General features: G+C 56.3%; 22 protein-coding genes. 2 read left to right on the top strand and 20 right to left on the bottom strand.

The window, feature by feature from the left end:
* Positions 1-24: 24 nt before the first annotated feature.
* On the bottom strand, positions 25-789 hold the full coding sequence (gene idnO, locus QZQ97_RS00980) for a gluconate 5-dehydrogenase (RefSeq protein ID WP_311991848.1): 765 nt from the start codon (positions 787-789) through the stop codon (positions 25-27).
* 271 nt (positions 790-1,060) lie between these two features.
* Between idnO and QZQ97_RS00975 the strand changes: the two genes are divergently transcribed.
* Positions 1,061-2,044: a substrate-binding domain-containing protein gene (locus QZQ97_RS00975; protein WP_311991847.1), complete on the top strand. Its 984-nt coding sequence runs from the start codon at positions 1,061-1,063 to the stop codon at positions 2,042-2,044.
* On the opposite strand, the gene QZQ97_RS00970 is transcribed toward QZQ97_RS00975, so the two are convergent.
* The 6 genes from QZQ97_RS00970 to QZQ97_RS00945 form a co-directional block, all read right to left on the bottom strand.
* Positions 2,024-2,527 (bottom strand): DUF1097 domain-containing protein, encoded by a 504-nt coding sequence (locus QZQ97_RS00970; RefSeq protein ID WP_006317966.1) that lies wholly within the window; start codon positions 2,525-2,527, stop codon positions 2,024-2,026. The genes QZQ97_RS00975 and QZQ97_RS00970 overlap by 21 nt on opposite strands.
* A 272-nt stretch (positions 2,528-2,799) precedes the next feature.
* Positions 2,800-4,041, bottom strand: coding sequence for an MFS transporter (locus QZQ97_RS00965; protein WP_311991846.1), 1,242 nt, complete (start codon positions 4,039-4,041; stop codon positions 2,800-2,802).
* A 156-nt stretch (positions 4,042-4,197) separates the two neighbouring features.
* Positions 4,198-4,713 carry a DUF6789 family protein gene (locus QZQ97_RS00960; protein ID WP_311991845.1) on the bottom strand — a complete coding sequence of 172 codons (516 nt, stop codon included), beginning with the start codon at positions 4,711-4,713 and terminating at the stop codon, positions 4,198-4,200.
* An 18-nt stretch (positions 4,714-4,731) separates the two neighbouring features.
* Positions 4,732-5,595 (bottom strand): DMT family transporter, encoded by an 864-nt coding sequence (locus QZQ97_RS00955; RefSeq protein WP_311991844.1) that lies wholly within the window; start codon positions 5,593-5,595, stop codon positions 4,732-4,734.
* Positions 5,596-5,748: 153 nt separating this feature from the next.
* Entirely contained in the window at positions 5,749-6,174 is a 426-nt protein-coding gene (locus QZQ97_RS00950) for a cupin domain-containing protein (RefSeq protein ID WP_311991843.1), read from the bottom strand.
* A gap of 86 nt (positions 6,175-6,260) precedes the next feature.
* Positions 6,261-8,090, bottom strand: coding sequence for a thiamine pyrophosphate-binding protein (locus QZQ97_RS00945; RefSeq protein WP_311991842.1), 1,830 nt, complete (start codon positions 8,088-8,090; stop codon positions 6,261-6,263).
* A 337-nt stretch (positions 8,091-8,427) separates the two neighbouring features.
* Here QZQ97_RS00945 and QZQ97_RS00940 point away from each other — a divergent pair, with 337 nt between their 5' ends.
* Positions 8,428-9,303: a LysR family transcriptional regulator gene (locus QZQ97_RS00940; RefSeq protein ID WP_311991841.1), complete on the top strand. Its 876-nt coding sequence runs from the start codon at positions 8,428-8,430 to the stop codon at positions 9,301-9,303.
* A gap of 188 nt (positions 9,304-9,491) precedes the next feature.
* Here the strand turns inward: QZQ97_RS00940 and nuoN are convergent, their stop codons facing one another.
* The 13 genes from nuoN to QZQ97_RS00875 form a co-directional block, all read right to left on the bottom strand.
* Positions 9,492-10,949 carry an NADH-quinone oxidoreductase subunit NuoN gene (nuoN, locus tag QZQ97_RS00935; RefSeq protein ID WP_311991840.1) on the bottom strand — a complete coding sequence of 486 codons (1,458 nt, stop codon included), beginning with the start codon at positions 10,947-10,949 and terminating at the stop codon, positions 9,492-9,494.
* Between the two features lie 6 nt (positions 10,950-10,955).
* Positions 10,956-12,485 (bottom strand): NADH-quinone oxidoreductase subunit M, encoded by a 1,530-nt coding sequence (gene nuoM, locus QZQ97_RS00930; protein ID WP_004947242.1) that lies wholly within the window; start codon positions 12,483-12,485, stop codon positions 10,956-10,958.
* Positions 12,486-12,670: 185 nt separating this feature from the next.
* On the bottom strand, positions 12,671-14,518 hold the full coding sequence (gene nuoL / locus QZQ97_RS00925; RefSeq protein ID WP_311991839.1) for an NADH-quinone oxidoreductase subunit L: 1,848 nt from the start codon (positions 14,516-14,518) through the stop codon (positions 12,671-12,673).
* A complete protein-coding gene (gene nuoK / locus QZQ97_RS00920) occupies positions 14,515-14,817 on the bottom strand; it encodes an NADH-quinone oxidoreductase subunit NuoK (protein ID WP_004936014.1) in 303 nt (100 codons plus the stop codon). Before nuoK ends, nuoL begins: the two co-directional genes overlap by 4 nt.
* Positions 14,814-15,374, bottom strand: coding sequence for an NADH-quinone oxidoreductase subunit J (gene nuoJ, locus QZQ97_RS00915; RefSeq protein ID WP_311991838.1), 561 nt, complete (start codon positions 15,372-15,374; stop codon positions 14,814-14,816). Before nuoJ ends, nuoK begins: the two co-directional genes overlap by 4 nt.
* Before the next feature lie 13 nt (positions 15,375-15,387).
* Positions 15,388-15,930: an NADH-quinone oxidoreductase subunit NuoI gene (gene nuoI / locus QZQ97_RS00910; protein WP_006317994.1), complete on the bottom strand. Its 543-nt coding sequence runs from the start codon at positions 15,928-15,930 to the stop codon at positions 15,388-15,390.
* Positions 15,931-15,944: 14 nt separating this feature from the next.
* Positions 15,945-16,922, bottom strand: coding sequence for an NADH-quinone oxidoreductase subunit NuoH (nuoH, locus tag QZQ97_RS00905; protein WP_311991837.1), 978 nt, complete (start codon positions 16,920-16,922; stop codon positions 15,945-15,947).
* Positions 16,919-19,657, bottom strand: a complete 2,739-nt coding sequence (nuoG, locus tag QZQ97_RS00900) for an NADH-quinone oxidoreductase subunit NuoG (RefSeq protein WP_311991836.1) — start codon at positions 19,655-19,657, stop codon at positions 16,919-16,921. The genes nuoH and nuoG overlap by 4 nt, the downstream gene beginning before the upstream one ends.
* Positions 19,658-19,736: 79 nt before the next feature.
* Positions 19,737-21,089, bottom strand: a complete 1,353-nt coding sequence (gene nuoF / locus QZQ97_RS00895) for an NADH-quinone oxidoreductase subunit NuoF (protein ID WP_006317998.1) — start codon at positions 21,087-21,089, stop codon at positions 19,737-19,739.
* Positions 21,086-21,637 carry an NADH-quinone oxidoreductase subunit NuoE gene (gene nuoE, locus QZQ97_RS00890; protein ID WP_004947273.1) on the bottom strand — a complete coding sequence of 184 codons (552 nt, stop codon included), beginning with the start codon at positions 21,635-21,637 and terminating at the stop codon, positions 21,086-21,088. Before nuoE ends, nuoF begins: the two co-directional genes overlap by 4 nt.
* Before the next feature lie 2 nt (positions 21,638-21,639).
* A complete protein-coding gene (nuoC, locus tag QZQ97_RS00885; RefSeq protein ID WP_006318001.1) occupies positions 21,640-23,436 on the bottom strand; it encodes an NADH-quinone oxidoreductase subunit C/D in 1,797 nt (598 codons plus the stop codon).
* Positions 23,437-23,532: 96 nt separating this feature from the next.
* Positions 23,533-24,207, bottom strand: a complete 675-nt coding sequence (locus QZQ97_RS00880) for a NuoB/complex I 20 kDa subunit family protein (RefSeq protein ID WP_311991835.1) — start codon at positions 24,205-24,207, stop codon at positions 23,533-23,535.
* A gap of 29 nt (positions 24,208-24,236) precedes the next feature.
* On the bottom strand, positions 24,237-24,674 hold the full coding sequence (locus QZQ97_RS00875; RefSeq protein WP_006318006.1) for an NADH-quinone oxidoreductase subunit A: 438 nt from the start codon (positions 24,672-24,674) through the stop codon (positions 24,237-24,239).
* Between the last annotated feature and the right edge of the window lie 251 nt (positions 24,675-24,925).

The following is a 24,925-nucleotide window of genomic DNA, read 5'->3' as shown; positions in this document are numbered from 1 at the left end:
CATGATTTTCCGTTGAACAGGTCGTTATACCGCAGCGGACATGCCGCCATCGACAAACAGCAAATGACCATTAACAAAGTCCGAAGCTTTGGACGACAGAAACACCGCCGCGCCAATCAGCTCCTGCGGATCGCCCCAGCGGGCGGCCGGGGTGCGTTTGGTCAGCCAGGCGGTAAACTCCGGGTTATCCGCCAGCGCCTGGGTCATTTCGGTTTTGAAATAGCCCGGTGCGATACCATTCACCTGAATGTTGTAACGCGCCAGCTCCACGCACATGCCGCGCGTCAGCATTTTTACCGCTCCCTTGGAGGCGGCATACGGCGTAATGGTGTCGCGCCCCAGTTCGCTCTGCATCGAACCGATGTTGATGATTTTGCCGCTTTGGCGCTGCACCATATGGCGCGCCACGGTTTGCGACACCATAAACACCGCTTTCTGATTGACGGCAATAATGTCGTCCCAGTCTTTTTCCGGGAATTCGGTAAAGGGATGGCGGCGCTGGATACCGGCGTTGTTAATCAGCACATCAATCCCGCCCATTTCCGCCTCAATCTGCTCAATGGCAGCGTGAATGGCCTGCGAATCGGTCACGTCGAAAGGGACAGCATCGGCGCTGAAGCCTTCACGCCGCAGAACATCCACCGCGCGTTGCGCGTTTTCCCGGCTGGTGGCATTGACCAAAATATGGGCACCGTACTGGGCCAGCCCACGCGCCAGCAGAAAACCAATGCCTCGTGAAGCGCCGGTAATCAGTATTTTTTTATTATCCAGCGAAAATAAGTTGTTCATAAGGTTCCCCGATCCCTGTCATTCAGTTAGAACAGGCGCCTATCTCACCGGATTGCCGCCGGCAAAAACGTGAGCTGCATCACTTAAAATCATGTTACTAAAAGCTGTTACCTTTAACGTGAAGCCGCGCATCCGCACAGGCCAAAAAATTAATATATTTAATTGAAAAATAGGGTTTTTATACTTTTTTACATCGATTGTTATCGCCAAATCGATTTGCTAACATGGACTTATCCGCGATTTCTCCGCCCCACCCTGTTAAGGCCCCAGAATGAAGAACCAACGCGTTACGCTGCAAGATATCGCGCTGCTCGCCGGCGTGACCAAAATGACCGTCAGCCGCTATCTGCGTACGCCGGAAAAGGTGGCGGCCGACACCGCCGCGCGCATTGCCGAAGTGATGAAAGAGGTTAACTTCACCGACACTGATGAAGTGCGTGCGAACCAAAAACCGCGCATCGGCGTGTTGGTCCCCTCCTTCAACAACCAGATCTTTGCCGATCTGTTGGCAGGCATAGAATCCGTCACTTTGGAGCAGGGTTATCAAACGCTGGTGGTGAACTATGACTACAGCCGCGAGCGGGAGGAAGAGCACATCGTCCAGTTGCTGGCCTACCCGATCGCCGGGCTGATCCTGACCGATTCGCAGCACACTCTGCGGGCGGAAAAGTATCTGGCGGCGGCAAAAATCCCGGTGGCGCAGGTGATGGATCTGGAAGGCCCGGCGGGGCGAATTGCCGTGGGGTTCGATAACTATCAGGCGGGTTATGACATGACCGAAGCGCTGCTTGCCAGCGGCAAACGCCAGGTGGTCTATTTCGGCGCCATGTCCGATGCGCGCGACTTGAAACGTTTTCAGGGCTATTGCCGGGCGATGGAAAATCAGGGGCTGACCCCGCGCCAGATCACACCGCATAAGGTTTCATCGGTCTCGGTAGGCTCCGATATGCTGGCGATGGCGCGTCGCCTTTATCCTGAGCTGGATGGCATACTGTGCACTAACGACGATCTGGCGGTGGGCGTGTTGCAGGAGTGCCTGCAGCTCGGGTTAACTATCCCGCAGGACATCGCTCTGTCAGGTTTTCACGGCCTGGATATCGGTAAAGCTACCACGCCGGGCATCGCCAGCGTGATTACCCCACGATTTGATATCGGCAAGGTAGCCACCGAGATCCTGCTGAAGCGTATAAAAGGGGTGCAGTGCATCGAGCGCGTTGACCTGCACTACCGTATCTCACTCGGTGGCACTATTTGAATGCCCGGTAGCCGCATCCGGCATTTTCGCTTTCTCGCTGCGCGCCGCCAGCCACAACCCGCTGTTTTTCATCGCGTAACCAAACACCAGCCCCACCAATAAAGACGCCGTCACCAGCGGCCAGTCGCCCCCGCCGGCAAAGGTAGCGCAAGCACCGATAAAGGTGCCGGGCACAAATCCCAGCCACTGCTGTTTTGCCTGAATACACATCAGGAAGGCCACTATGCCGGTCAGCAGGTAGCCAAGCATGCTCCAACCCGGCGCCAGCTCGCTGCCATGAATGATCGCCATCGCCCAAAAAACTCCGCTACAGCTGGTCAGAGTACTAATCAACAACCCTTTAAGACCGCCCTGTGGACAGGCGAAATAAGCGGTGCAACCGAGAAAGCCGGCCCAGCCGATCAACCCCAGGCTGACGGCGACCCATCCCCAGACGCCGGACAAAATTCCGGTAGTGACGGCAATGGCGAAAATAACGTTCATAAATCGACCCGGCAGAAAAGAAAGCGCGCAGTGTACTCGAAAACCGGCAAATTTATGTGAATCAAGTCACAAAAATTATGTAATAAGAGAAATTGAAATTACAGATTTGCGGAATTTGTCACAAAAAAAACCAGCGTGGCAAGCACGCTGGAAATGACACACAACAACACCAGGGAAATCGTTCGCCACATTGCGTGGCTAAAGTATTCTTTTTATACCCTATGAATATCAAGCTGCAGCCAACCGCGCTACGGCTTGATAAACGGCGGGTATCAGCGCGGGAAACCCGCGCGGGTCACCATGAAGCTCAAAATCAAGCACACCACGGCACTGACCACAAATAACAGATTGACCGCCAGATGCAGACTGGCATGGTCGATCACTACCCCCAACAGGATAGGCACCCAGTTGGCGATATAAGCAATAACGTAAAACAGCGAAATCAGTCTTGCATGGCTGGCCTTCGGTGAAATCAGGTTCACCAGCGTGGCGCTGCCGACAAAAATCGCACCGTAGGCATAACCGGCAATCACCATCCCTGCCGCTGCCAGACCCAGCGAGTGGATCTGGATCGCCTCGGCGAACACCACCACCGACAGCGCCTGCGCCAGGCAACCGAACATCAGCGAGTGCCGCGCATTAATGCGACGACTGAGGATCTGGCTGATGCCGGCAATCACCAGGTAAACGGCAATCACGTAACCGTAAACGCCACGGCTGTGCATGCCCAGCAGCTTTTCCGATACGCTCGGGCCAATCGCCAGAATACTGGCGGCGACTGCCCAACAGATAAACAGCGCACCCGCACACAGGAAGAACTTGCCGCCTGTGGCACGCAGGCCGTCACCCAACGAACTCTTTTCTGGTGCGGCAGCCACCGGCGCTCCGCTTACCGGCAGCACCACCACTTCACTCGGCCATTTCAGCATCACGCCCAGTGCCGCTACCGCTGCCACCGCCATGATGATAATGAAGGGCAATGAAGTGGTATGGAATCCGGTTTGCAGCGCCACGCCGCTGAAAATCGGCCCCAACGCCAGGCCAAGGGTAAATGACAGCGTAGCGATCAGCGCCGCATTCTTACCGCCATCTTTCGGCCCAAAACGCACCAGCGCAATATTGGCCGCCCCGGTCAGAGCTCCGGTCCCAATCCCGGCCAGCAGCCGCGCCATAAACATCATCAAAAACGAATCGGCCATCGAAAACAACAGCGCACCGGCCAAAACCACCAGCAGCGCCGGCACAATCATGCTGCGCAAGTCTTTCACCTTGCCGGCCATGTTGCCGACGCCAAACAGTGAAATCAGCACGCCTGCAGCATAAGCGCCATAAATAATTGTCAGGCTGACCGAGCTTAAACCCAATTCATGTTGATAAAGCGGATAAAGCGGCGTCGGCGCACTGCTATTGAGCAATGCAGACATTAATGCCAGCGCTAAAAACAGCAGAATGGCAAAATGCGACGTGCCCGAATTCGCTTTAGCTGCTTCATCAACAGCGACACCTTCAGACATTTTTCTCTCCCGAAACAAGCTGGATAAACATTCTGTCCTGAAAACCAAACTCAATCAGGAAACGCGTTCATCATACCGTTTGGGTATAACGGCAAAAATAGCCAAGAATGCATCACAGTGATTCATTAATGCATGAGCGGAGCAAATATGACCGTTTTAACGCAGCACGCAAACCGCCTGCCGGCATGGCCAAATACCGCAAATGCCTAATACCAAACCATATACGGCATGGTTGACCAGGCTGGCCACCAGCAGATCGGCACCGCTGGCGGCGCTGCCGAAAAAACCTAATCCAACCGAGGGATAAATTAAACATAACGATATAAGCGAACAAACCAGGCCATAAATAACGCCCCGGCACAAGGCACCGCGGCGTGGGTGATAAACGGAAAAGATAAAATAATAAAAAAGGAGCGCCAGGACGATGCCTGCAAAATAATGCGCACCGTAACCCAATAATAAAGCGTGCGGCACCTGAGGAATATCATCGGGCCGCAAGAACAGAAATTGCCCCTGCCCCCACTGATTAACCAAATTGCCGATAAAAACCAGATTCAGCTTACCGATAACCCCGACGGACGAGGCAATAAAATTTACCAGGTCCATGCAGAGGGTCGCCACAATGCCAAACAGTCCATAGCGCGCCAGTTCCCTGGCTGGGCACAAGTCCATTCGCCCTCTCCTTTGTTGTTATACCGCCGCAGCCTTCGAGGCCTTCGCCGGATTGCGTTTCAAAATGGCCAATGCGCCGGAAAGAATAATCAACGCCATGCCGGCCGCAGCAATATAAGACAGTTTTTCGCCAAACAGCAGATAACCGAGCAGCGTGGAAAAAATGATGGTGCTGTAGGACAAGATGCTGACAATCACCGCATTGCCGCTGCCATAAGCGCGGGTCATGGTGATTTGCCCCAGGCTGCCGAATACGCCAATGGCGCCTACGCACAGCATCATGGCGCTGTCCAGGGCCGTAAAGCCCATCGCCGCCGTCATCACGCAGCCAATCACCGTGCCCACCAGCGAGAAATAAAACACCACCCGCAACTCCGGCTCACCGCTGCGCACCAGCTTACCGACATTGAAATAAGCCAGCGCGGTCAACAACCCGGATAACAGACCAATCAGGGTGGCGACATACTCGCCATTCGGCGTATCCGGGCGCAGCAACACCAGGATGCCGATAAACCCCAGCAATACCGAAAACAGCAGTTTGCCGGTCAACTGGCCTTTGGAAGTTACGAAAGCAATCGCCGACTGAAATATCGGGTTGGTGTAACCCAGCGTAGTGGCAGTGGCGATCGGCAGATGGATCAGCGAATAAAAGCCGCAGTACATCGCCGCATTGCCGATGGCGGCGCGTTTCATATGCAAACCGAGGTGCTGCGTGCGGAAACCGAGATTTTTAACTTTAATCAGCGCGGCGACGATCAGTACGTTAATAAAGGATCGATAAAAAATGATATCGAAAAAGCCAACTTTGGCCGAAGCCAATTTGACACTTGCCCCCATCAGCGCAAAGAACCCGCTGGCGACGACCATCCACAAAGCAACCATGATTTCCTCGGAATACACCCCAAACGGGCTGTAAAAAATAATCCATACCCTATGGGGGCAAGTTGCAGCCAGGCTGCCCCCTGTCAAACGGGGCGAACATATTCGCCCCCTACGGGCAGTGCAGTCAACAACGCCGCAGCTTGAAAGACACTATTATTCGGCGGTTTTCACCGTCAGTGGTTTGTTGTCGGCACAAGCGAAAAACACCAGCATCTCCGCCCCTTTATCGCCAGAGACGCCCTGATGAACGATATCTACCGTATCGGTAAAGGAATCCCCTTGCTTAAAGGTGTGCTTCACGCCGGTTTTTTTTACCGTGAGAGAAACGCTGCCGCCGGTCATGTACACCGCACTGATGCACGGGTGGGTATGCCAGGAAAGCACCTTATTCGGCTCCACCGTCACTTTCAACATGGTGATCTGAGGCGCACCGGCCGGATACTGCCCGTACGGCGTGCCCTCCCACGAGGTTTCGGTTTTCAGCAAGGTTTCTTTACTGATCCCTTCGCCGTGATCTTCAGCAGCCTGCGCGCTCCCCTGAAATGCCATCGTTAATGCCAGAAGTATCAATTTATACATTGTTATCGCTCCATGACCCTGTGAATAAGAACAGAAATGGCGTGATACAAAGGATAATTAACGACGGCCTCCAGACACCGCCCCCCTTACAACCCTTTGATACGCTGTTCGTATTCTACGATGCTCTCGGCATAGTATCGATTAGGCGCCACATGATTTCCTACTATCACTTCTATCAGGAACGGGCCATCGTACTCGGCCGCAGCGGCCAGCGCCTCATCCAGTTCCTCCAGCGTCGCCACCTTCGCTGAGGCGACGCCCAGGCTGTTGGCGAAAGCCTTCCAGTCGTGATTCGGCAGGGCTGTGTAATCGGCCGATACGCCACGGTTCTGAAGCGTGTCGATATGCATGGCGCCATGGGCGCTGTTGTTCATTACGACAAAGGTCATTTTAACCTGATAGCGAGCGGCGGTCTGGATCTCGATGCCGTGCATCAGCATGCAGCCGTCGCCGGTGACCACTACGCAGTCACGCTGCGGTGCCGCCAGCTTGATGCCAATACCGGCGCATATCGCCCACCCCATCGGTGCCAGGGAGCTTGAGGTGTGATAGTCACCCCGCCCGCTGGCCAGCCAGTGGTGGGCCATAAAGATACGGTGCGCGCCGGAGTCGACCACTACGTTGGTGTCCTCGTCCATACGACTGCGGATACGTTTGATGACATCGCCGGGGTACATGTTGGCTTCGCCCGCCGCCTGCCGCGCCTGCAGATCGGGCTGTTGCTGTTCAAGCGGCAGTTGTCGCACCTGCTCAAGCCAGCCATTCCGCAGCGTTTTGATGCCTGCCAGGTGGATGTCACCGTCGCCAACCGCATCCAGCAGGTGTTGCAAGCCGCCGGTAAGGCTGGAGAAAATCTGCATGTCCGGTTGATAGTGCGAGCTGACCTTGTCAAAATCTTCGTCAATCACCACCAGCGTTTTGGTGCCATGCAGCCGCGGGTTCCAGTTCAGGCTGTCTCGCTGGCTAAGATCACATCCCAGCACCAGCAGCACGTCCACTTCATCGCCGTTGATGGTTTCTACCGCACGGGTGTGGCCGGCGAACCCATACAGGCCAAGCGCCAACTCGTGCCCTTCGGGAAACGCCCCCTTACCGGACAACGTGGTGGCGACCGGCAGACGATATTTCTCCGCCAGGCGCAGCAGCAGTGCGGCGTCCTGCGGGTTATTCATGCGGTTGCCCACCAGACAGGCCACGTTCAAACCGCGCAGCAGGTAATCGTTCAGCACCTGATCCAGTCCCTGCTGATCGATAGCCGCCTCGCGGCACTGCGGCGTGCGCTGCGGATCTGCAGCATGATTGCCGGCCACCACTTTCTTTTGCATGTCGACCGGCACGCTCAAATACGCACGGCCTTTGCGTTGGGTGTTCAGGCAAGACAAACTGCGCCGCAGCTCGTGCTGCAACGTCAGATTATTTTTCACTTCGATGGCGGCAGAAAGTAGAGGTTTGACGATGGTCAGCTCATCGATGCCGCTGTTGCTGCCGTCCTGAAAAGCGCCCTGCGCTTCATGATAGGTGGCGATGCCACCGGCCAGATACAGCACCGGGATTTTATCGGCCTGCGCCGCAGCCATCGCCGGCAGGAAATTCATGGTACCCGGGCCGGAGATACCGAGGCAAACGCCGAACTTGCGGCTGGCACGGGCGTAGCCATCGGCCATAAAACCGCAGGCGGTCTCATGAGCGCCAACGATGCCGGTAATGCCAGAATGTTCAATGGATTTAATCAGTGGATACACGAGCTTGCCGGGTACCAGGAATATGTGTTGAATGCCGCGTGCTTCAAGACCCTGGATAATCACATCAGCGTTACTTTTATCTGCCGCTTTCGCGCCAGGCGTTGCAATAACTCTGATACCGTCCGCCGTTGCCAGCGCTACGGGGGTGTATAACTTCTCTGCGTGAGACTCCATTTTTCATGTCCAGTCGTGGTGGGCCAACCTGATTCAGAGTCAATCCCACCAGGCGGTTAGCCCACAGAGACAGGCTCTCATGCGCATCTGCTTACGCGTTCGGGTAACATCGATACAAAAATGTGCGCCAGATCACAGCATAAACGTTGATAAGCATAAAGATTGTTTAGTAAAAATAAAGATGCAAAACTGCTTCACGTTGATGCATTTATTCATATCCTGAAACATAATAAATAATTATGATACGTGGGCTTCATTTGCAGCCAAAGCCAGAGCCAAAGCGGCTGCGCAAGAATGAGCACGGATAAGACCGATAAGCCTGTACAAAGGAAATGGCATGATGAATTGGGATGATGCACGTTTCTTCCTGGCAGTAGCACGCTGCGGCACTTTACGAAAAGCCGCCAATGAACTACACGTCGACCAGGCCACCGTGGGCCGGCGCATTACCGCTTTTGAAGAGAGCCTGGGGTCAAAGCTGTTTATCCGCACGCCGAAATCATTTTCCCTCAGCCCGCTGGGTGAGGAAATGCTGGCGGACGTGATGAATATGGAAAACTCGGTGCAGGCGATTGGCCGCAAAGCCACCAGCGGCGACGACAGCCTGTGCGGCAACGTGCGCATCGCCACCACCGACACCATGGCCGAAGCTTTTGTCATTCCGGCGCTAAAGGATCTGCGAGAACAGCACCCATTAATCACCGTTACGCTGCTGACGGCGATTAATATCTCCGATATTTCTTATCGCGGCGCGGATCTGGCGATCCGTGGCGCGCGGCCCGATTCCGATGAGCTGATTATCAAACGCATGGCGACCATCGAAATGGGATTGTACGCTACGCAAGACTATCTTGATAAACAGGGTCTGCCGACCAAAGGCGACCATCTGCGCGGCCACGATTTGCTGATGTTTCCGCGCGAACTGGTACCGCGCCACTGGAATGATTTCTGTGGCGAGGCGCTGATCGATCCCAACGTCGTTTTGCAGTGCAACTCGCAGTTGCTGCTGCGCTCTGCGACGCGGAGCGGTTTGGGTATCGGCCTGTTATCCTCCTTCCTGGCGGATAAGGATCCGGACCTGGTGCGCATCTTCCCGGAAAATAAGGACTGGGTAGATATCTGGCTGGTGCTGCACCCCGACCTGCAGCGTGCTGCGCGGGTGCGCGCCGTCGTACAGGCGCTGGAAGCGTCTTTTAAAAACAACCCCGGCTGAATACTTAACTCGCAATCCCCCAGCCGATTTGAAACCGCAGAAGAAAACTCAGGAAAACCGGCAGCTATTTTACGGCTGCCAGGTAACCAAAATGTCGCGCTAATCTCCCCCCACCCCATAAAAAAATGGCGCTCACCTTAAGTGAGCGCCATTACGCCGAAACGAGCTTTTTAACTGCCCGAAGGCCATCAGAACATCGGCTGCGCCATCTGCACCAACGTAATCAGTGGCTGCGGGTAGACGCCCAACAGCAGCACCAACGCGGCAGAAATCAGTACTACCACACCGCCGGCGGTCAACGCCCAGTTGTTCGGGGTATCGCGTTGCAGAGCTTCCGGCGCGTTGAGGAACAGGCTGACGGTCACACGCAGGTAGTAGTACAAACCGATGGCGCTGCCGAGTACCACAGCACCGGTCAGCCACCACAGGTGAGCGCTGACGCCCATCGCGATAACGAAGAACTTACCGATAAAGCCCAGCGTCATCGGGATACCGGCCAGAGACAGCATCATCACCGTCATGACCGCAGACAGAATCGGCTTATGCCAGAACAGACCACGGTAAGAGAACAGAGAATCGGCGTCCGGACCACGGTACGGGCTGGACATCAGGCTGACCACGCCGAACGCGCCCAGGCTGCTGAACAGGTAACCGGCCAGGTAAACACCGGCGGTTTCCAGCGACAGTTGATGGGTTTGCACCGCAATCAACGCCACCAGCAGATAACCCAGGTGGGCGATCGACGAGTAACCCAGCAGACGCTTGATGTTGGTCTGGCTGATCGCCATCAGGTTGCCGAACAGGATTGAACAGACGGCAATGATCGACAGCACCATACGCAGCGCTTCACTGTCGGCGGCCGGCGCATACAGGAACAGACGCATCACTACGGCGAAGATCGCAATCTTGCTGGCGGTGGCCAGGAAGGTAGAGACCGGCGCAGGCGCCCCCTGATACACATCCGGCGTCCACAGCTGGAACGGCACCAGAGACAGTTTGAAGCCCAGGCCAACAATCATCATGCCCATACCGGCCAGGATCAGCGGCTGGTGCATCATGTTTTCGTGCAGGCTCTTGCCCAGACCGGCCAGCGACAGATCGCCGGACTCGGCGTACAGCAACGCCATACCGAACAGCAGGAATGACGAAGCCGCAGCGGACAACAGCATGTACTTGATAGCGGCTTCCAGTGGACGCTTTTGGCGGTAGGCATAGCCCACCAGACCGAACAGCGGCAGCGAGATCAGTTCAATACCGATGAACAGCGATGCCAGGTGATTGGCGCTCGCCAGCACAATGCCGCCCAGCGTGGCAATCAGCACCAGCAGGTAGAACTCTTCGCGGTTGTCCGGGTAACCCACCAGCCATGGATAGGCGAAGGTACAGGTCGCCAGACTCGCCAGTATCACCAGCCCGGTATAGAACATCGAGTAACCGTCAACCCGCAGCAGCGGGGTGACGTCCATTGGGCCTGCCTGGCCGACAAAATACAGCGAAAGCAACGCCAGGTTTAGACCGATCACGGTCAGTGTGGCGTTGATAAAGTGGTCGCGTCGCCACGCAATGCCTAGCATCACAACCACCACCGTCAATCCGACGATCAACAGCGGTAACAGTGCGATCAGTTGTTGAGGAGTTATTGTCATGGCGAATTACGGCCTTGTTGTTGAAATTGCTGAAACTGACGAACCAAACCAGTGTTGCACGTTGCTCATCGCCGCATTAGAAGTGTCCAGAATCGGCTGCGGGTAAACCCCCAGCAGAACCAGCAACACCACCAACAGCAGAATGATGAACAGTTCGCGCGCGGTCATGCCCGGCAACGGTTGCTCTGATTTAGCTTTGCCGTAGTACGCGCGCTGCATCATGATCAACGAATAAACCGAAGCAAACACCAGACCGAAGGTAGAAATCACGGTGATCACCGGCACCACCTGGAAGCTGCCGAACAGGATCATGAATTCGCCGACGAAGTTACCGGTACCCGGCATCCCCAAGGTGGCTACCGCGAAGAACAGCGACAGCGCAGGGATGTACTTGATACGCCCCCACAGGCCGCCCATCTCACGCATGTCACGGGTATGCAGACGTTCGTACAACTGGCCGCAAATGATGAACATACCGGCCGCAGACAGGCCGTGCGCTATCATCTGAATCACCGCGCCCTGGTAAGCCAGTTGGCTGCCGGTGTAGATGGCGATCAGCACGAAGCCCATGTGCGATACCGAGGTGTAGGCGATCAGACGTTTAATGTCGGTCTGTGCGAACGCCATCCAGGCACCGTAGAAGATACCGACCACACCCAACCACATGGCAATCGGCGCAAACTCGTGTGACGCTTCAGGGAACAGCGGCAGGCTGAAACGCAGCATGCCGTAGGCCGCAGTCTTCAGCAAGATCCCCGCCAGGTCAACGGAACCTGCGGTTGGCGCCTGGCTATGCGCATCAGGCAGCCAGCCGTGCAACGGCACCACCGGCATTTTCACCGCGAAGGCGATGAAGAAGCCCAACATCAACAGATATTGCACGTTGTGCGACATTGGCGTTTGCAGCAGATCTTCGTAATCGAAAGTCCACACGCCGGTCGCATTGTAGTGCACGAACACCAGGCCCATAATCGCAATCAGCATCACCAGACCGCTGGCCTGGGTATAGATGAAGAATTTGGTGGCTGCGGTGATACGGGTTTTACCGTCCGACGCCTTGTGACCCCACAACGCAATCAGGAAGTACATCGGCACCAACATCATTTCCCAGAAGAAGAAGAACAGGAACATGTCGATGGCGAGGAACACGCCGATTACCCCACCCAGGATCCACAGCAGGTTCAGATGGAAGAAGCCCTGGTATTTCTGGATTTCACGCCAGGAACAGAGGATCGCCAACACGCCCAGCAGGCCGGTCAGCACCACCATCAGCAGTGAAAGGCCGTCCAGCGCCAGGTGGATGGAAATGCCAAAGCGCGGGATCCACGGCAGCAGGAATTCAGACTGCCATTGTGGGATGCCTTTCGGCGTAGTCAACGTGTAGCCACCCTGCATCCACAGATGCAGAGAAAGCGCCAATGTCAGCCCCATTGCGATCAACGCAATCCAGCGCGGCACCTTAGTACCGAAGCGCTCAAACTGCCAGCACAGCAGACCGCCAATAAAGGGGATAAGAATTAGCCAAGGTAATAGCATGGCGTTTTGTGTCCCTTATTCTACCGTTGTCTTTCACGCTGTAGCGTTGTTGGCTGCGGGCGTTTACCCCGGTCACTTACCTAAGTAAGCTCCAGGGGATGCTCGCACTTGCCGCCTAGCTACAACGCGAAATCCATACGGTATAAAACATTGTACATAGCACAGCGCTATGCCCGATAAATGCTTTAAATTATTATCAACAGCGCCAATACGACCACTGCACCCACACCCATAGACGCTATATACCAACGCACCTGTCCGTTCTCGCTCACCGTCAGGCCACGGTTCCCCCAGCGGGAGAAGATGGCCGGCAGGTTCATCATCGAGTCCAGCGGATCGCGCTGCAGCAGCTTCGCAATGCCCAGGTACGGCTTGACGAAGACTTTGTCATACAGCCAGTCAAAGCCCCAGGCATGGAACCACCAGGTCGAGAAGAAACGCCCCGGTGCGCTTTTAGCTATGCGGGTGACCAGGCTGCGTTTGCCCAGCCACAGCGCTGCCGCCAGCAAGATGCCGGCGATAGCCACCACGCCGGAGGTAATCTCCAGTTGCAGCACGCTGCCGTGCGCCAGCTCAGTGGTATCCGGCAGTACGCCCTGCAATGGCGGAACGATCATCGCGCCAACGAAGGTGGACAGCACCAGCAGAACCAACAGCGGCAGGTGGTGAGTGATGCCTTTACCGGCATGAGCTTTGATTTTCTCTTCGCCATGGAACACGATGAAAATCATACGGAAGGTGTACAGCGAGGTCATGAACGCACCGACCAGACCGGCAATCATCAGATTGATGTGGCCGTTCGCCATCGCGCCCGCCAGGATCTCATCCTTACTGAAGAAGCCTGCGGTGATCAGCGGCAACGCCGACAGCGCGGCGCCCCCCACCAGGAAGCAGACGTAAACCAGCGGAATGCTCTTGCGCAGGCCACCCATCTTGAAGATGTTCTGCTCGTGATGGCAGGCCAGAATCACCGAACCGGAAGACAGGAACAGCAGCGCCTTGAAGAACGCATGGGTCATCAGGTGGAAGATCGCCGCATCCCATGCCTGCACGCCCAACGCCAGGAACATGTAGCCAATCTGGCTCATGGTGGAGTAGGCAAGCACGCGTTTGATGTCGGTCTGCACCAGCGCGGCAAAGCCGGCCAGCACCAGGGTCACGGCCCCGACGATCCCCACCAGATGCAGCACTTCCGGCGCCATCAGGAACAGGCCGTGAGTACGGGCAATCAGGTAGACGCCGGCGGTCACCATGGTCGCGGCGTGGATCAGCGCTGAAACCGGGGTTGGGCCCGCCATTGCGTCAGCCAGCCAGGTCTGCAACGGCAGCTGCGCCGATTTACCGACCGCGCCGCCCAGCAACATCAGGGTAGCCCAGGTGATAGCGGTATCGCCGACGGCCAGCTTCTGCGGTGCCAGGATCATCAGCTCGCGGATGTTCAGCGTGCCCAGCTCGTTGTAGAGAATGAACAGCGCAAACGCCAGGAACACGTCGCCGACGCGGGTCACGATAAAGGCTTTCATCGCCGCCGCACCGTTGGCCGGATCCTTGTAGTAGAAACCGATCAACAGGTAGCTGCACAAGCCCACGCCTTCCCAGCCCAGGTACATCAGCAACAGGTTGTCTGCCAGTACCAATATCACCATGCTGGCGATAAACAGGTTGGTGTAAGCGAAGAAGCGCGAGTAACCCTCTTCACCGCGCATGTACCAGGAAGCGAACATGTGGATGAAGAAACCGACACCGGTGACCACCGACAGCATGGTCAGCGACAGGCCGTCCAGCGTCAGCGTCACGCCGATATTGAAGTTGCCGACGGTCATCCAGTTCCACAGGCTTTGCTCAAACAGCTGCACACCGGTGGCTTTCTGGGCGAAGAAATCCATCGCCACATACACCGTAACCAGCGCAGCCAGGCCGATAGAGCCTACCCCGACGGTCGCCGAAGTGTTTTCAGACCAACGGCCACGGGAAAATGCCAACAGCAGGAACCCGATCAGCGGTAGCAGAATAGTTAAATATAATAGGTTCATCCGCGCATCTCACTGACAGTATCAATATTCAGGGTATGACGACGACGGTAGAGCTGCAGCAGCAATGCCAGACCGATACTGGCCTCGGCTGCCGCCAGGCTGATCGCCAGGATATACATCACCTGCCCATCCGCCTGGCCCCAGTAGCTTCCCGCCACGATAAACGCCAACGCCGCGGCGTTGATCATCACTTCCAGACTGATCAGCATAAACAGCAGGTTGCGACGCACCAGCAATCCGGTCAGCCCGAGCACGAACAGGATTGCCGCCAGGATCAGGCCGTGTTGAAGAGGGATCATGCTTGCTCCTCCGATTTTCTTCTCGCCATTTCGTTACCGGCCGGGGCACTGCTCATCACTTCGCCCGGTTTGTGCTCGCGGCCAATGTGGAAGGCAACAACCAGGCCTGCCAACAGCAGCATTGAAGCCAGCTCAACCGCCAGAACGTAAGGACCGAACAGGCTGATCCCCACCGCTTTCGCGTCAACCATCTCGCCGCTGATGCCCTGATCGGACAGGCTGCGGATAGCGAAGATCAGCACCGCCAGCAATGCCAGTGACATCAGGCCAGGCCCAATCCACACCGACGGCTTCATCCATTCGCGCTCCTGCTGCTGCACCGCATTGCCGAGGTTCAGCATCATCACCACGAACACGAACAGCACCATGATGGCACCGGCGTACACGATGATTTCCAGCGCGGCGGCGAAGTACGCACCGAGTGAGAAAAAGACTGCAGAGATCGCCAGCAACGAGACGATCAGATACAGCAACGCATGCACAGGGTTGGTATGCGATATCACGCGAATCGTCGCGACAATCGCAATCAAACCTGCCAGATAAAAGGCAATTTCCATGCTTGCTGGCTCCTTAAGGCAACAGACCTTTGACGTCGATCGGTTTGGCTTCGTTTTCGGCTTCGCCCTTGGCTTTGCCGTCAATCGCCATACCGGCCATCCGGTAGAAGTTATATTCCGGATATTTACCCGGCCCCGAGATCAAAAGATCTTCTTTTTCGTACACCAGATCCTGGCGCTTGAACTCACCCATTTCGAAATCCGGCGTCAGCTGGATTGCGGTGGTCGGGCAAGCTTCTTCGCACAGGCCGCAGAAAATGCAGCGCGAGAAGTTGATGCGGAAGAACTCCGGATACCAACGGCCGTCTTTCTGTTCTGCTTTTTGCAGCGAGATACAGCCAACCGGGCAGGCAACCGCACACAGGTTACAGGCCACGCAGCGCTCTTCGCCGTCCGGATCGCGCGTCAGCACGATGCGGCCACGGTAGCGCGGCGGCAGGTAAACCGGTTCTTCCGGATACATCTGGGTTTCGCGCTTGGCGAAGGCGTGCATGCCTATCATCCAAATGCTGCGCACCTGGGTGCCGAAACCAACCAATAACTCTTTCAATGTCATGGTTTATTCACCCCTTATTGAGCGTTGTACAAAATGACGGCGGCGGTCGCCAGCAGGTTCAGCAGCGTCAGCGGCAGGCACACTTTCCAGCCGAAAGACATCACCTGGTCATAGCGCGGACGCGGCAGAGCAGCACGAATCAGAATGAACATCATCATGAAGAAAGCCGTTTTCAGCGCGAACCAGATAAATGGCGGCAGGAACGGACCCTGCCAGCCGCCGAAGAACAACGTCACAATCAGGGCGGAAACGGTGACGATACCTATGTATTCACCCACGAAGAACAGACCGAATTTCATACCGGAATATTCAATGTGGTAACCGTCGGCCAGTTCCTGCTCGGCTTCCGGTTGGTCAAACGGATGGCGGTGACACACCGCTACCCCGGCAATCGCAAAGGTTACAAAACCAAAGAATTGCGGAATGACGTTCCAGACGTGAGCCTGCGATTCAACGATGGCCTGCATGTTGAACGAATCAGCCTGCATCACAACGCCCATCAGCGACAGACCGATAAACACTTCGTAGCTCAGGGTTTGCGCGGAAGCACGCATCGCCCCCAACAGCGAGTATTTGTTGTTGCTCGACCAGCCGGCGAACAGCACGGCGTAAACCGCCAGGCCGGCCATCATCAGGAAGAACAAAATACCGATGTTGAGGTCGGACACCGCCCAGGTCGGGCTGACCGGGACGATGGCAAATGCCAGCAACAGGGAAGTAAAGGCGATCATCGGCGCCAGGGTGAAGATCACCCGGTCGGAGAATTTCGGTACCCAGTCTTCCTTGAAGAACATTTTTATCATGTCGGCAACCAGCTGCAGCGAGCCGCCCCAGCCGACACGGTTTGGTCCATAACGGTTCTGGAACAGACCGAGCAGACGGCGTTCGCCGAAGCTCATGAATGCCCCACAGCTCACTACGACCAGCAGGATCACTACCGCTTTAAGAATGGAGATCAGAATTTCGATCACCTCTGGGGTAAACCAGCTCATCGTGTCGCCTCCCGCAGATTTTCAACCGTTGCGCCCACCAGCACTGGCGGGATCCCTGGCAAGCCCAGCGGCAAACCGACCTGGCCCTGGGTCAGAGTTTCACTCAAACGCACCGGCAAACGAAGCTGCTGGCCCGCACAGCTGAACTCCACCAGCGCACCGGCATTGACGCCAAGCGCAGCGGCATCGGCCGGATTCACCATCACGTAGGCTTCTGGCATACGCTGCTGGATCACGCCGGAACGCTGTGACATTTCATCACTGCCGAACAGGTGGTAATACGGCGCGACACGCCAGCCTTCCGCATTATTAAAGGCGGCAGGCACGTTGGTGAAGTAATCCAGGTTACCCTCCCCTGCTTCGATCAGGCGGATGCCCGGATCGCCATGGCGTAGCTTGCCGCCCACTTCGGCCTGGAATTTGTTCCATGCCTGCGGTGAGTTCCAGCCTGGTGCCCAAGCGAACGGGATCTGCTGACGATCGGCCAGCGGGCTGTTGTTCCCTTCCATCGAGAAGGAGAACATGGTGTCTTTATCCTGCGGCTGACGCGGTTCATGCACGCTGATGTTGGCGCGCATGGCGGTACGGCCGCTGGAGCGATGCGGAGAACGCGCCAGTTTCTGGCCACGAATGCGGAAACTTGCATCCGGCGCAGCCTCGACAATACCCTGCAACTGCGGCAGCGCAGTGACGCAGGCTTCGATCACGTCGTCGAGCTGCGTCCAGTCCACATGACGGCTGGTATAGGTGGAGTGCAGCGAGTGCATCCAACGCCAGCTTTCCAGCATCACGGTGTAAACGTCTTTCTTCGCATCATCGTAATAAGCCGGATCGTAAACCTGGAAGAAGCGCTGCGCGCGGCCTTCCTGGTTGACCAACGTGCCGTCGCTTTCAGCGAAGCTGGCCGCAGACAGGATAAGGTTGGCTTTATCCATGATCGCGGTGCGCTGGTGATCGGCCACGATCAGGTTGCTGATCTTCGCCAGTGCAGCGTCCACTTTCGCCGCCGGCGCGTGACGGTAGAGATCGTTTTCCATCACGATAGCGGTGTCGGCTTCGCCGCTTTCCAGCTGTGCCAAGGCTTCATCGAGCGAGCCACCGCCGATCATCGACAAACCGACGCTGTTGGCGGCGCTGGCGACGAAGGTAATGCCAACGTCAGAACCACGAGCCTTCAACGCTTTGGCGATGTTGGCCGCCGCTTCGATGATGGCTTCGCTGCCGGCGTTGCTGCCGGTAACGATCAGCGGTTTGCGCGCATCGGTCAGTGCCTGCACGATGATGTCGACTTTCTTGCTCAGGTCGGCAGCCAAATCGTTGACCGCCGGTGCCGCGTTATCCAGCGCATGGGCAATGGCAAAGCCAAAGCGCGCCTGATCGTCTACCGGTGCGCGGTAGTTCCACGCAGCGATGTCGTCCAGACGGGTGTCATCCACGTTGGTGACGAACAGCGGGTGTTTGGCGCGTTGGCCGATGTTCTGTATCGCCGCAATCTGCCAGTCGGCAACGCGTTGGGCCGCAGCCATCGCGCGTGCCTTGCCCTTCACGGCCTGGCGAACCGACAGCGCGATGCGTGCGCCGGTCTGGGTCAAGTCTTCACCCAGAACCAGTACGGCGTCGTAGCCTTCGATTTCGCGCAGCGCAGGGGTGTAAACGCCGCTGTTTTGCAGCACGTTCAGCATCAGGTTCATACGCGCCTGTTCAGACTGCGCAATACCGGTATAGAAGTTCTCGGCGCCAACCAATTCACGCAGCGCAAAGTTGCTTTCCAGGCTGGCGCGCGGCGAGCCGATACCGATGGTTTTCTTTGCCTGACGCAGAATGTCCGCCGCGCCCTGCATCGCCTGTTCGGCGTTCAGGGTGATCCAGTCATTGCCGCGCAGTTGCTGCGGCTGACGCGGACGATCTTTCTGGTTCACGTAGCCATAACCAAAGCGACCGCGGTCACACAGGAAATAGTGGTTCACGCTGCCGTTGTAGCGGTTTTCGATACGGCGCAGTTCGCCATAGCGCTCGCCCGGGCTGGTGTTACAGCCGATGCTGCACTGCTGACAGATGCTTGGCGCAAACTGCATATCCCACTTACGGTTATAACGCTCGGAGTGAGTTTTATCGGTGAATACGCCGGTCGGACACACTTCCACCAGGTTACCGGAGAACTCGCTTTCCAGCGTGCCGCTTTCGGTGCGCCCGAAGTAGACGTTGTCATGCGCGCCGTACACGCCGAAATCGGTGCCATCCGCGTAATCTTTGTAGTAACGCACGCAACGGTAACAGGCGATACAGCGGTTCATCTCATGCGAGATAAACGGCCCCAGCTCCTGATTGTTGTGGGTACGCTTACTGAAACGGTATTTACGGAAGCTGTGGCCGGTCATTACTGTCATATCCTGCAGGTGACAGTTACCGCCTTCTTCACATACCGGACAGTCGTGCGGGTGGTTGGTCATCAACCACTCGACCACGCTTTCGCGGAACTGCTTGGCTTCGGAATCGTCGATGGAAATAAAGGTTCCATCCGATGCCGGTGTCATACAAGACATCACCAAACGGCCACGCGTATCTTCCGCGTTTTGGTATTGCTTTACCGCACATTGGCGGCAAGCGCCGACGCTTCCCAGCGCCGGATGCCAGCAAAAGTAAGGAATATCGAGCCCGAGGGAGAGACAAGCCTGCAGCAGGTTGTCAGCGCCATCTACGTCGTATTCTTTGCCGTCTACATGAATCGTAGCCATAGTCAGCATGCTTCCAAGTGGCCTGCCTTTCGGCAGGCGTTAATCAAAAATTCTGGCCGTGTTGTCGGAACGAGCCGGCTTACCAGCGTTGCTTCAGCAGATTGTTCGGCTGGATGCCGCCAATCGCATGCGCGTTGCTGAAGTGCTTAACGGCTATGCCCGCTTCAAACTCTTCACGGAAATATTTAATCGCGCTTTGCAGTGGCTCTACGGCACCTGGCGCATGTGCGCAGAAGGTTTTACCTGGGCCAAGGGAACGGCACAGCTGCTCGAGGGTTTCGATATCCCCCGGCTGCCCTTCGCCATTCTCCAGCGCGCGCAGGATCTTCACGCTCCACGGCAGGCCGTCGCGGCACGGCGTACACCAGCCGCAAGACTCGCGTGAGAAGAACTCTTCCAGGTTGCGCACCAGCGGAACCATGCCGATTTCGTGATCCACCGCCATCGCCAGCGCGGTGCCGAGACGGCTACCGGCTTTGCCGATGCTCTCGAAATCCATCGGCAGATCGAGGTGATCGGCGGTCAGAAAGTCGGTGCCTGCACCGCCTGGCTGCCAGGCTTTGAAGCGCAGACCGTCACGCATGCCGCCGGCGTAATCTTCCAGAATTTCACGCGCGGTGATGCCAAACGGCAGTTCCCAAACGCCCGGGTTTTTCACCCGGCCTGAGAAGCCCATCAGCTTGGTGCCGGCATCCTTGCTTTTACCGCCGTTGATCCCCTGGTACCACTCAATGCCGTTCGCCAGGATTGCGGGAACGTTGCACAGGGTTTCTACGTTGTTTACGCAGGTTGGCTTGCCCCAAACGCCGGAAGAAGCCGGGAAAGGCGGTTTGGAACGCGGGTTGGCGCGGCGGCCTTCCAGCGAGTTGATCAGCGCGGTTTCTTCGCCACAGATGTAACGGCCGGCGCCGGTATGGACGATCAGCTCGAAATCGAAGCCGCTGCCCATGATGTTTTTGCCCAGCAGGCCCGCTTCGGTAGCTTCAGCGATGGCGCGGCGCAGATGCACTGCCGCCTCGATATACTCGCCGCGCAGGAAGATGTAGCCGCGATAGGCTTTCAACGCGAACGCGGAGATCAACATGCCTTCCACCAACAGGTGCGGCAGTTGCTCCATCAGCAGGCGGTCTTTATAGGTGCCCGGTTCCATTTCATCGGCGTTACACAGCAGGTAACGGATGTTCATGGATTCGTCTTTCGGCATCAGGCTCCACTTCAAACCGGTGGAGAAACCTGCGCCGCCGCGGCCTTTCAGCCCGGCGTCTTTCACCAGGTTGACGATCTCGTCCGGGGCCAGGCCCTTGATGGCTTTCTCTGCGCCTGCATAACCGTTTTTGCTGCGGTATTCATCCAGCCAGACCGGCTGTTTGTCATCGCGCAACCGCCAGGTCAGCGGGTGCATCTCGGGAGTGCGTACAATGTCTTTAATCATTGATACTGCTCCAGTAGCGTCTCGATATCTTCAGGCTTCAGCTGACTGTGAGTATCCTCATCAATCATCATGGTTGGCCCTTTATCGCAGTTGCCCAGGCAGCAGGTCGGCAGCAGAGTGAAACGACCATCAAAGGTGGTTTGACCCGGCTTGATGCTCAACTTCTTCTCGATAGCGGCCTGAATGCCCTGGTAACCGGTGATGTGACAGACAACGCTGTCACAATAACGGATCACGTGACGCCCTACTGGCTGACGGAAAATCTGGCTGTAGAACGTGGCCACGCCTTCTACGTCGCTGGCAGGAATGCCCAGCACTTCCGCGATGGCGTAAATCGCACCGTCCGGAACCCAGCCACGCTGCTTCTGCACAATTTTCAGTGCTTCGATGGAAGCGGCGCGCGGATCCTCGTAATGGTGCTTTTCGTGCTCGATCGCATCACGTTCTTCCGCGCTCAGTACAAATGCATCAGCGCCGCTCTGGGGAGCGGCTGCATTGATTGGCTCAAGCGCATCGTTGACTGCGTGATTGTCTTTTTGATCATGCATAGTTAGCGGTCCACATCTGACATTACAAAATCGATACTACCCAGATAGACGATCAGGTCGGAGACCAGGCTGCCACGGATTACCGCAGGGATTTGCTGCAGGTGAGCAAAACTTGGCGTACGTACCCGGGTGCGATAGCTCATGGTGCTGCCGTCGCTGGTCAGGTAGTAGCTGTTGATCCCTTTAGTGGCTTCAATCATCTGGAATGATTCGTTGGCTGGCATCACCGGGCCCCAGGAAACCTGCAGGAAGTGGGTGATCAGCGTTTCAATATGCTGCAACGTGCGCTCTTTCGGCGGCGGTGTGGTCAGCGGGTGATCGGCCTTGAACGGACCTTCCGGCATGTTGTTCAGGCACTGTTCGAGGATGCGCAGGCTCTGGCGCAGCTCTTCCACCTTCAACATTACGCGGGTGTAGCAGTCGCTGTTGCCGTCGCCGACCGGGATTTCGAAGTCGAAATTCTCATAACCGGAGTACGGGCGCCATTTGCGCACGTCGAACTCGATGCCGGTGGCACGCAGGCCGGCGCCAGTCACGCCCCACTCCAGCGCTTCTTTGGCATTGTAAGATGCTACGCCGACGGAACGGCCTTTCAGGATGCTGTTCTTCAGTGCGGCCTTGACGTAGGAATCCAGACGTTTCGGCATCCACTCGAGGAACTCACGCAGCAGGCGATCCCAGCCGCGCGGCAAATCATGCGCGACGCCGCCGATGCGGAACCAGGCTGGGTGCATACGGAAACCGGTGATCGCTTCAACCAGATCGTAGATTTTCTGACGATCGGTAAAGGCGAAGAACACCGGGGTCATTGCGCCGACGTCCTGAATGAAGGTACTGATGTACAGCAGATGGCTGTTGATGCGGAACAGTTCAGACAGCATCACGCGGATAGTATCGACGCGGTCCGGCACCTTGATCCCGGCCAGTTTTTCAACCGCCAGTACGTAAGGCATTTCGTTCACGCAGCCGCCGAGGTATTCGATACGGTCGGTGTACGGAATGTAGCTGTGCCAGGACTGACGTTCGCCCATCTTCTCGGCGCCGCGATGGTGATAACCGATGTCCGGCACGCAATCGACGATCTCTTCGCCGTCCAACTGCAGAATAATGCGGAATGCGCCGTGCGCAGAGGGGTGGTTCGGGCCGAGGTTGAGGAACATGAAGTCCTCGTTTTCGGTGCCGCGCTTCATGCCCCACTCTTCCGGTTTGAAGGTCAGCGACTCCATTTCCAGATCTTCTTTCTGTTTGGTCAACACAAAGGGATCGAACTCGGTGGCGCGTGCCGGATAATCTTTACGCAGCGGGTGGCCTTCCCAGGTCTGCGGCATCATGATGCGCGTCAGGTGCGGGTGGCCGTCGAAGGTAATACCGAACATTTCCCAGGTTTCACGCTCATACCAGTTGGCATTCGGGAATACCCTGGTCGCTGTGGGCACGTGCAGGTCTTTTTCAGACAGCGCCACTTTCAGCATGATGTCGCGGTTACGTTCGATGGAAATCAGATGGTAGAAAACAGAAAAATCCGCGGCCGGCAAACCGTCGCGGTGAGTACGAAGACGCTCGTCGACGCCATGCAGATCGAACAGCATGACATAAGGCTTCGGCTGTTTTCTCAGGAACGTCATTACTTCCAGTAACTGGTCAGGTTTGACCCATACCACGGGCATTCCGGTACGGGTGGGCTGAACAGTAAAGGCTTCCGGCCCAAAGCGGTTGCGCAGTTCGCCAATCACCGGATCGTCTTGGTGATCCCTGGTTTGCCATGATGGCAGGGCGTCGTGCGTCGTTGAATCTGTCATAATTTTTTTTCACCACACTAAAGGGTTATTTCGCCGCAAGTTCACTTTTCGCTGTGTTAACCAATAGCGCACTAAGATGGACGTTAAATGAACGTCTTAAATCTCGTCAGGCGTCCGAAGGTTGGTCACCGCGATACGCTCGCCGTGTTTACGCTCTCTTTCAGACTGCATGTTGGCGCGGTACACGCCCTGATCGCCGACAACCCACGACAGCGGGCGGCGCTCCTTACCGATAGATTCCTGTAACAGCATCAGCGCTTGCATATAGGCTTCCGGGCGTGGCGGGCAGCCAGGAATGTACACGTCGACCGGCAGGAATTTATCCACGCCCTGAACCACGGAATAGATATCGTACATGCCGCCGGAGTTGGCGCAGGCTCCCATCGAAATAACCCATTTCGGCTCCAGCATCTGTTCATACAGGCGCTGAATAACCGGGGCCATCTTGGTAAAGCAGGTACCGGCTACGACCATCAGGTCAGCCTGGCGTGGCGATGCACGCAACACTTCGGCACCGAAACGCGCCACGTCGTGAACGGCGGTAAACGACGTCACCATCTCCACGTAACAGCACGAAAGGCCGAAGTTGTATGGCCAAATAGAGTTCTTACGCCCCCAGTTCACCATGTCATGCAGTGCGTGCTCGAGTTTACCCATGTAAACCGTGCGGTGAACCTGTTGGTCCAGGGGATCGCCGACGATCTCCTGTTTTTGCAGGGGGTAACGGTCATTCTCACCGTTCGGGTCTATGCGGGTGAGCGTATAGTCCATCTTAATGCCTCGTTTTTAACCACAAATGACTACTGCGGATGACGGTTGGTGTTAGTGATTGTGCCTGGTTTACTGAGACGTTTGGAACGCGACGGCGTCCAGTCCAATGCGCCGATACGCACCAGATAAACCAAACCGGCCAATAACACCAAAATGAAAATGGCGGCTTCGATAAAGCCTACCCAACCACTCTCGCGAACGGAGACCGACCAGGCATACAGGTACAAGGCTTCAACATCGAAAATGACGAAGAACATGGCGACCAGGTAGAACTTGGCGGACAGGCGCATGCGCGCCGAACCGACCGAGTCGATCCCGGATTCAAACGGGGTGTGTTTGGCGCGCGCACGGGCTCTCCCGCCCAGGAAGAACGCGCCCAGCAGCATAAGACCGCAAAGCCCGATAGCCACGACAAGAAATACGGCGAACGCCCAGTGATGAGCGATAACTTCAGTGGTTGTTGACATACTCTATGCTTACTCATCAAAAGTGGCGTCGATCGCACTGCTCTTGTAACTGGCAGTTAGTGCACCACATCGATTTAAGGGAAGGATAAATTAACCACACAAACAAACTGCTTTTACAGAGAGTTAGGCAGCGTTTTACTGTGGGCTTTTTACTCCTTTCTATAACCTTTTGTCAACTTTGACAAAAGTATCTACACACTAGTTTACATACCCATCATTTTATTAACATTTGATGCGACTGGCTTAGGCTA

Origin of the sequence: Serratia sp. root2 (genome assembly GCF_031931805.1) — a bacterium.
Taxonomy (GTDB): domain Bacteria; phylum Pseudomonadota; class Gammaproteobacteria; order Enterobacterales; family Enterobacteriaceae; genus Serratia; species Serratia inhibens.
This window is presented reverse-complemented; position numbering and strand designations above follow the sequence as displayed.

Excerpts from the sequence above, each read along its gene's own strand:
- idnO (WP_311991848.1), bottom strand. The coding sequence starts at position 789 with ATGAACAACTTATTTTCGCTGGATAATAAAAAAATACTGATTACCGGC.
- QZQ97_RS00975 (WP_311991847.1), top strand. The coding sequence starts at position 1,061 with ATGAAGAACCAACGCGTTACGCTGCAAGATATCGCGCTGCTCGCCGGC.
- QZQ97_RS00970 (WP_006317966.1), bottom strand. The coding sequence starts at position 2,527 with ATGAACGTTATTTTCGCCATTGCCGTCACTACCGGAATTTTGTCCGGC.
- QZQ97_RS00965 (WP_311991846.1), bottom strand. The coding sequence starts at position 4,041 with ATGTCTGAAGGTGTCGCTGTTGATGAAGCAGCTAAAGCGAATTCGGGC.
- QZQ97_RS00960 (WP_311991845.1), bottom strand. The coding sequence starts at position 4,713 with ATGGACTTGTGCCCAGCCAGGGAACTGGCGCGCTATGGACTGTTTGGC.
- QZQ97_RS00955 (WP_311991844.1), bottom strand. The coding sequence starts at position 5,595 with ATGGTTGCTTTGTGGATGGTCGTCGCCAGCGGGTTCTTTGCGCTGATG.
- QZQ97_RS00950 (WP_311991843.1), bottom strand. The coding sequence starts at position 6,174 with ATGTATAAATTGATACTTCTGGCATTAACGATGGCATTTCAGGGGAGC.
- QZQ97_RS00945 (WP_311991842.1), bottom strand. The coding sequence starts at position 8,090 with ATGGAGTCTCACGCAGAGAAGTTATACACCCCCGTAGCGCTGGCAACG.
- QZQ97_RS00940 (WP_311991841.1), top strand. The coding sequence starts at position 8,428 with ATGATGAATTGGGATGATGCACGTTTCTTCCTGGCAGTAGCACGCTGC.
- nuoN (WP_311991840.1), bottom strand. The coding sequence starts at position 10,949 with ATGACAATAACTCCTCAACAACTGATCGCACTGTTACCGCTGTTGATC.
- nuoM (WP_004947242.1), bottom strand. The coding sequence starts at position 12,485 with ATGCTATTACCTTGGCTAATTCTTATCCCCTTTATTGGCGGTCTGCTG.
- nuoL (WP_311991839.1), bottom strand. The coding sequence starts at position 14,518 with ATGAACCTATTATATTTAACTATTCTGCTACCGCTGATCGGGTTCCTG.
- nuoK (WP_004936014.1), bottom strand. The coding sequence starts at position 14,817 with ATGATCCCTCTTCAACACGGCCTGATCCTGGCGGCAATCCTGTTCGTG.
- nuoJ (WP_311991838.1), bottom strand. The coding sequence starts at position 15,374 with ATGGAAATTGCCTTTTATCTGGCAGGTTTGATTGCGATTGTCGCGACG.
- nuoI (WP_006317994.1), bottom strand. The coding sequence starts at position 15,930 with ATGACATTGAAAGAGTTATTGGTTGGTTTCGGCACCCAGGTGCGCAGC.
- nuoH (WP_311991837.1), bottom strand. The coding sequence starts at position 16,922 with ATGAGCTGGTTTACCCCAGAGGTGATCGAAATTCTGATCTCCATTCTT.
- nuoG (WP_311991836.1), bottom strand. The coding sequence starts at position 19,657 with ATGGCTACGATTCATGTAGACGGCAAAGAATACGACGTAGATGGCGCT.
- nuoF (WP_006317998.1), bottom strand. The coding sequence starts at position 21,089 with ATGATTAAAGACATTGTACGCACTCCCGAGATGCACCCGCTGACCTGG.
- nuoE (WP_004947273.1), bottom strand. The coding sequence starts at position 21,637 with ATGCATGATCAAAAAGACAATCACGCAGTCAACGATGCGCTTGAGCCA.
- nuoC (WP_006318001.1), bottom strand. The coding sequence starts at position 23,436 with ATGACAGATTCAACGACGCACGACGCCCTGCCATCATGGCAAACCAGG.
- QZQ97_RS00880 (WP_311991835.1), bottom strand. The coding sequence starts at position 24,207 with ATGGACTATACGCTCACCCGCATAGACCCGAACGGTGAGAATGACCGT.
- QZQ97_RS00875 (WP_006318006.1), bottom strand. The coding sequence starts at position 24,674 with ATGTCAACAACCACTGAAGTTATCGCTCATCACTGGGCGTTCGCCGTA.